The sequence below is a fragment of the Raineya sp. genome, assembly GCF_053497555.1.
Map to the genome: position 1 here is coordinate 25,798 of NZ_JBRCWE010000108.1, position 6,686 is coordinate 32,483.

The 6,686-nt window shown below is 37.7% G+C and carries 7 protein-coding genes; 3 read left to right on the forward strand and 4 right to left on the reverse strand.

Annotated features, from left to right (window positions below; all coding sequences use genetic code 11):
- Nucleotides 1-159 precede the first annotated feature (159 nt).
- The gene (locus tag ACWITO_RS13790; protein WP_448530573.1) at nt 160-747 is read right to left on the reverse strand and encodes a hypothetical protein; all 588 of its coding nucleotides are present in this window, start codon (nt 745-747) and stop codon (nt 160-162) included.
- A 91-nt stretch (nt 748-838) separates the two neighbouring features.
- Between ACWITO_RS13790 and cysC the strand changes: the two genes are divergently transcribed.
- The gene (gene cysC / locus ACWITO_RS13795) at nt 839-1,432 is read left to right on the forward strand and encodes an adenylyl-sulfate kinase (RefSeq protein WP_448530574.1); all 594 of its coding nucleotides are present in this window, start codon (nt 839-841) and stop codon (nt 1,430-1,432) included.
- On the forward strand, nt 1,429-2,259 hold the full coding sequence (locus ACWITO_RS13800) for a hypothetical protein (RefSeq protein WP_448530575.1): 831 nt from the start codon (nt 1,429-1,431) through the stop codon (nt 2,257-2,259). The genes cysC and ACWITO_RS13800 overlap by 4 nt, the downstream gene beginning before the upstream one ends.
- Here the strand turns inward: ACWITO_RS13800 and ACWITO_RS13805 are convergent.
- A complete protein-coding gene (locus tag ACWITO_RS13805; RefSeq protein WP_448530576.1) occupies nt 2,256-4,844 on the reverse strand; it encodes a hypothetical protein in 2,589 nt (862 codons plus the stop codon). The two genes, ACWITO_RS13800 and ACWITO_RS13805, sit on opposite strands and share 4 nt — an antisense overlap.
- Nucleotides 4,845-5,118: 274 nt before the next feature.
- On the opposite strand from ACWITO_RS13805, the gene ACWITO_RS13810 reads away from it, so the two are divergent.
- Nucleotides 5,119-6,000 (forward strand): geranylgeranylglycerol-phosphate geranylgeranyltransferase, encoded by an 882-nt coding sequence (locus ACWITO_RS13810; protein ID WP_448530577.1) that lies wholly within the window; start codon nt 5,119-5,121, stop codon nt 5,998-6,000.
- A gap of 74 nt (nt 6,001-6,074) precedes the next feature.
- On the opposite strand, the gene ACWITO_RS13815 is transcribed toward ACWITO_RS13810, so the two are convergent.
- Together ACWITO_RS13815 and ACWITO_RS13820 are read right to left on the reverse strand one after the other, a co-directional pair.
- Complete coding sequence (locus tag ACWITO_RS13815) at nt 6,075-6,281, reverse strand: hypothetical protein (RefSeq protein ID WP_448530578.1); 207 nt, start codon at nt 6,279-6,281, stop codon at nt 6,075-6,077.
- Nucleotides 6,268-6,543: a hypothetical protein gene (locus ACWITO_RS13820; RefSeq protein ID WP_448530579.1), complete on the reverse strand. Its 276-nt coding sequence runs from the start codon at nt 6,541-6,543 to the stop codon at nt 6,268-6,270. Before ACWITO_RS13820 ends, ACWITO_RS13815 begins: the two co-directional genes overlap by 14 nt.
- Between the last annotated feature and the right edge of the window lie 143 nt (nt 6,544-6,686).

Sequence of the window (6,686 nt, forward strand, 5' to 3'; positions counted from 1 at the left end):
AACCTGTTTAGTTCAACCAACAAAAAACGAAAATACAAGTGAGCCGAAAATAGCTAACCTGTATTGCCTTATGAGTAAAAAAAACGGCTGACTGCTTGCCGACCGTTCTCTGTTTATACGTTACAAAAGTAAGAATGTTTTTTCAAAAAAACAAGATTTTTACTTGCTTTTTTTGCTTTTCTGTAATACACCATTCCCCGAAACCTGTACAGTAGTAGATTTTTCTTTGCTACCTTCACTTTTTTCGCTATCTGTGGAAGGTAGTAGGTTTTTACGCATAAGAATTGTTTCCAAAAATTTGATTTCATTTTCGGAATTGAACATTTTGAAGGGGAAATGTAAAAACTGCCCTTTGGAAATCACCAGCGTAATAGCATCTTTGCTTTTGTGGGCTTCCTTGATTAAATCCCACTTGAACATCATTGCTTCTTGGGGCGTTTTTTTCATCAAAATATTCTGACTACTAATTTCATACGAATATTTTTCAAACATTACTTGATTTTGGGGTAGTTGGGGAATGCCTGTGTATTGTATCCACCAGAAAAGATACCAAAGCCAGGCTCCCAGTGGGGCAAGCGTATAAATCCACCAATTTTTGTAGCCCAAAGCATTGATGATGATATTGAGAACAATGATTCCTACAAAAATAGCCACAGGAAGCCACCACTGCTTGCGTAAGATGTATTGCATACCTACCCGCCGATACATCTTGGGGGTAAGTTCGTATTTTTTGGTCTTGATGAGCATTGTATCAAAATTTTGCACAAAATTAGAAAAAATCCGACTTATCTGTATATCTTTGCAAAGAAAACTTTTTCCCACTATAACTATTACGACAATGACTACCACCGAAATTTTTCCTACTGAATTTTTGCAAAGAAGCCACAAAGAAGCTCTTTTGGAGCAAAAAGCCAAAGTGATTTGGTTTTTGGGGCTTTCGGGAGCGGGTAAGAGCGAACTGGCTTTGCATTTAGAAAAAAAATTGTACGAAAAAGGCTTTCTGACACAAGTGCTGGACGGCGATAACTTGCGAAGTGGCTTAAACAACAACTTGGGTTTTAGCGAAGCCGACCGCAAGGAAAACATACGCCGTGCCGCCGAAGTTGCCAAAATTTTGATGAATAGTGGTGTAATTGTGATAGCCTCTTTTATTTCGCCTACCAATGAAATTCAAAAACTTGTCAGAGATATTGTGGGAGAGGATTTTATTGAGATTTTTTTGGATTGCCCTTTGGAAGTTTGTGAGCAAAGAGATGTCAAAGGGCTGTATGCCAAAGCCAGAGCAGGGCTGATTAAAAACTTCACGGGTATTGATAGCCCTTTTGAAAAACCCCTCAATCCCGATTTAGTGTTATACACGCATCTGCAAAGCAAAGAAGAATGTTTGGAGCAGATTTTAGACCTGATTTTGCCTAAAATTACCGAAGTGTGATTTTATATTATGCCGTTGGTGGTGGAATGGGGCATCTTGCCCGTGCCAAAGCACTTTTAGAATATTTTAAGTTGGCAAAAGATAGTGTAAAAGTGCTTTCGGCTTCGCCTTTTGCTCAAAGCTATTTTCCCGATTTACCTATTTTGCCACTGCCTTCGCATTTGGCTCAAAATCCTGAATTTTATCAAGTTTGGCTTGAGCAACAATTTCGTAAATACAACTTTGAGCAAATTTGGGTAGATAGTTTCCCTTGCGGCATATTGGGCGAATTGCAAGCACTTGCTCAAAGAAACTTGCAATGGATTTATTTTGCTCGCATTTTGCAGTGGGAAAACTATAAAGGTATTTGGCAAAAAACTTTACCTTACGAAAAAGTTTACTTGCTTGAAACTTTGGAAAAAGCTCATCAGAATTTTTTAGAAAGCCATTACAGCAAAAAATTAGAGCTTTTGCATTTTGAATATTCTCGCAAATCTGTTCCTCAGATGTTTGATAAAAACGATTGGCTCATCGTTCATTCTGAGCCTGAAGCAGAGGTGTGTGAGCTACTGGCGTTTGCCTACGAACAAGCTGAAATGGAAAACCAGAAACCACGTTTTTGTGTGATAAGTCCAATCAAGAAATTAGATACTTCCTTTGCCTATACGCATTTTCATTTGCAAGAAGCTCATCATTATTTTGAGCAAGCAGGGCGGGTTATTACGGCTTGTGGGTTCAATGCTATGAAGCAGATGAAACCCTACCAAGAAAAACACCATTTTTTGCCCTTTCCCCGCCGTTTTGATAACCAATTTTTGAGGGCTAAACTATCTTTTACTCAAAACTAACTTTCAGCATCAATTTTGGGTTTGCTTTTTTTCCAAAGATAAAAACCACCCCCCAAAAGTAGTAAAACCATTAGAATAGAGCTGATAAGTGCCAATTTTTCACCATCTTGATATACTTTTGCTTCAAAACGGAAAGTAATGGTATGCTTACCCGCAGGAACAACCATTCCCCGCAAAGCATAATTTGCCTTGAAATATTCAGCAGGTTTGCCATCAAGATAGGCTTGCCAGCCCGATTCGCCCATTCGGTAGTAAATTTCCGAAAATAGCACCAACTGAGGAGCTTTTGCTTCAAATTCATAAACCATTTCATTAGGCGAATGCTTGGTTAGGCGTATTTTGGCTAAACTATCCCACTGAACACTGCTTAAGTTATCAGTGCCTTTTTGCTTACGCAAAACAGCCATTTTACGAATATTTAAGTTTTTGAGGGCTTTTAGCTCTTCATCGGCGTTTTCAACGAGTTTGTATTCGGGTACAATCCAAGCCGCACCCAAAGCATCAGGGTTCTGAATAGCAATACTTTTACCTCCTTGCAAAGGCACAATAAAATATTTGATATTCAGCATATCTATTACGGGCTTGTAGGTGCTTCCTTGCGTTAGCTTGCCTGCACTATCTTGTAAATTTTTGTAGAGGGCTTGTATTTCTTTATCCAAATGCCCGCTAATGATGTCCTGATAGATTCGCAATTTTGCTCCGTGATACCCCCCCGCCGAGTGATGAAAATAAGAAGTAGAAGCATCATTAAAAGGATTGCCCAAATTTAGTACGCGATAGTAGGACGTATCTTTCAAAATGCTTTCATCAGTAGGCGAGGGTTCAAGAGTGCGGGCTTCTTCTTTTTCTACAAATTTTTCGTTGTTCAAAAAGCGTTTGGCTACGCCTAATAGGTCTATGAGCGAAAGCAAAGAAATAACTGCAATAGCAATTTCAAACTTGATATATTTTTTCCACAAAGCCCACAAAGCCAGCAAAGCCAGCATTACAAAAACAAAGCTACGCCAAGCATCTGCTTTGAAAAGACTTAATCTATCATATTGGGCGGCTCGGACAAGGTTTTTGAACAAATCTGCCATTTCGCCACCTTCTTTGATAAGCATTCTATCTTGTGTAGAGCGGAAATCAAAAAACAATCCGCCTGCCATAGCAAAAATAAGTAGTGTTCCTGCAAAGAAAATCGCAAAAACTCTTAGTTTTTTCCAAAAAATATCAGGGTTTTCCTGTAAAATATTTTGAGTTTCTTGTAAGCCCAAAGCCGCTCCTATTACAAGAAAAATAGGCATAAAAGAAAGTATCATCGTAACGGCTCTGAACTTATTAAACAGCGGCAGGTAATCAAAGAAAAAGTCGTTCAGAAAGAAGTTTTTACCCCAAGCAATGCTCACGCAAAGCAATACAGCCCCCAAAACCCACCATTTCAGAGGATTTTTGCTGATGAGCATACTCCATACGAAAAGCATAAGAAGCACTGCTCCCATATAAGCAGGACCGCCTGTACCCGGTTGCTCGCCCCAATACATTGCAGGCAAAGCCCCTTGCGAAAGCAAATAGTTGAATAAATTTTCTGCTTGAAGGTTGTATTTAGAGGCTTCTTCTTGCAAAGCCTCCATTAGTTTGCTGTTTTCGGCGGGAGTTTCAAAAGAACTTCCTCCATAGGCATTGGGAATGAGAAAATTAAGTGTTTCGCCTATGCCGTAGCTCCAACGAAAAGCATATTCTTTATCCAAACCTCCTGCATTGTTTTGAGTTTTGCTTTTCTTGGCACTTGCACCCAAAACAACATTTTCAGGGCTATCGCTCAATTCATTTTTTCCGCGGGTCGTATTCTTTACATACTCATTTACAACCATATACCGATTGATATGGTTGCTCATACTCAGAACGCCTGCTATAATGGCTACTGCGGAAGCTATTACAAAATGCTTCAAGTTATTTTGTATTATAGCTATAATAAACTCTACCAAAGCGAAAATAAGTAGGGTAAGCCCTAAATAATAGGTCATTTGCACAAAGTTGGCGTATTGGTGAATAGCCGAAAAAAACATCAGTAAAATACCTCCTAAAATATATTTCCCACGATACACTTGCCACACTGCCCCAATAATAGGTGGTATGAAAGCCACGGAAAGGCATTTAGAAATATGTCCTGCGTCTATGTTGATAATATTGTAAGAAGTAAAAGCGAAGCTCACCGCTCCCAAAAACGAAAGCCAAGGCGAAAACCCCATCAGGCATAGCCCTACGTATGCTCCAAGCATATACAAAAAGAGCAAGTTAGCGGGTTCGGGAAGCAGATTTACAAGCATACGTCCCAAATGTACCGAAATACTGCTTGGGTAATCCATATAAATCATATAGTTGGGCATTCCCGAAAACATATACGGATTCCAAAAGGGAAAATCTCCTGTTTTTTTGTAGTATTCTTGCGATTGATGTGCCGCCCCCAAACTTTGGATTACATCGTGTTGGCGAAGATTTTTGCCTTTCATAACAGGCGACATATACGCAAGCGAAATAATTACAAACAACACTACGGCAATGGTATGCGGTAAAACTTTTGGTAAAATATTTTTCAAGTTCATACGAAATTTTTTTTGATGAAATTTAAATTTTCAATCAGATAAGGCTTGTCTAAAATTTATGAAAGAAGGTTTGAAAAGTTGGAAGTTTGGGGTTTGAAGTTTGAAAAGTTTTGAAACCTTAAACTTTTGAACCTTAAACCTTCAAACTTTACGCCTTTAATAGACTTTTATTCAAAATATTTAGACAAACTCATCAAAACAACTTATGAAGTTCGGTTCAAAATTATGTTTTTTGTGCGATTTTTACTTTTTTTGTTGAGGATTTTTTCTTGCAATGGGTCGTTTTCAGCAAAGTAAGTTTTCGGCACTTCGGGCTTTTATTCGTTTGGTACGTTTTGGCAACCTACTAATGATAGGCTTTACGCAATACTTGGTAAAGATTTTCTTCATAGATAGCCCTGCTGAAAGTGTATGGGAACATTTTACAGATTTGCGATTTTTTTTGCTTTCTTCCAGTACGGTGCTGATAGCGGCGGCGGGGTATATCATCAACGATTATTACGATGTAAAAATAGATTTGCTCAACAAACCCGATAGGGTAGTGGTAGGCAGTGTAATTCAGCGGCGAATGGCTCTGCTTTTCAATTTTTTGCTCAATGCTCTGGCAATGCTTGTAGGCTTTTGGCTATCTTGGAAAATTGCTGTCATTAACTTCATTTGCATTTTTTTGCTTTGGTGGTATTCCAATTTGCTCAAACGCTTGCCTTTTGTAGGAAATTTTGCGATTGCACTGCTTACAGGAGCTACGGTCTGGATAGTTGCTTTTTATTACAATCAGCACTACGAAGAGATTTACATTTACGCTTCTTTTGCATTTTTCATAACGCTGGTACGAGAGGTTATCAAAGATATGGAAGATGTGAAAGGCGATGAAGCCTTTGGTTGTAAAACTTTACCTATTATTTGGGGCATACCACGTACCAAAATATTTGTTTATGCTCTTGTAGCGGCTTTTATTTCCAATTTGGCAGTGAGTTTCTTTTTTCTCAACAGAGGCATTGTCGTTTTTCTTACGAGCATTATCTTTTTTCCAACAGCGTGGCTAATTATTCGCTTGTATTATGCCGACAGACGCAAGCATTTTCGTTATCTGAGCCGTTGGGTGAAGTTCATAATGTTTTTAGGATTAGTCAGCATTTTTTTTGCTGAAGCGTAAAGGGAAGCATTACAATTCATAATTTTACGCTATAACGTTATTTTGCCAAGTCAGTATTTGAAATTATTTTATTTTTAGGTAGTCTTTTGTTCCAAAGGATTTTCGGTTACAATTTCTCCATTTGGCAACTCATAGAAACGCTTTCCCTTAATAACAAAATCATTGGGCAATCCATTTTTTCGGTTAATTTCTTTAGCTCTTTGTACCGCTTTGCTAAATAAATTAGTAAATATAGATGCATTTTGATAAACTGTTAGGCTATCTAATTTATCCACTCTCATTTTCAAGGTCTTTTAAGAAGTTATTAAATAAATTTTCAAGTTCAACTACAAAATTCTCTTTTGTTCCAATGACTACTTTTTGAGGCTCTTTGTCTGCTGAGTTATAAATTATTACCCATTCATCTGCTAAATTTTTGTAAATATTCCAAAAATTGGATTTGCTACGGTAGTACCTACGAATTACATCTTCATCAGAAACAAAATGCCCACCAAGCATTACTCTGATTTTTATTCGTTGAATACAGTCTTGGGGACTTTCCAAAAATACATAAATAATTTTTATGGAATACCCCTCTTTTTTAGCACTGAGGTTGTTTAGGATTTATTTTTTTTGATAATTCTTCGGATAAAAATGACCATAAAGGATAAAATTAACAAATTTACCCACGTATCTACTCTGGTTTC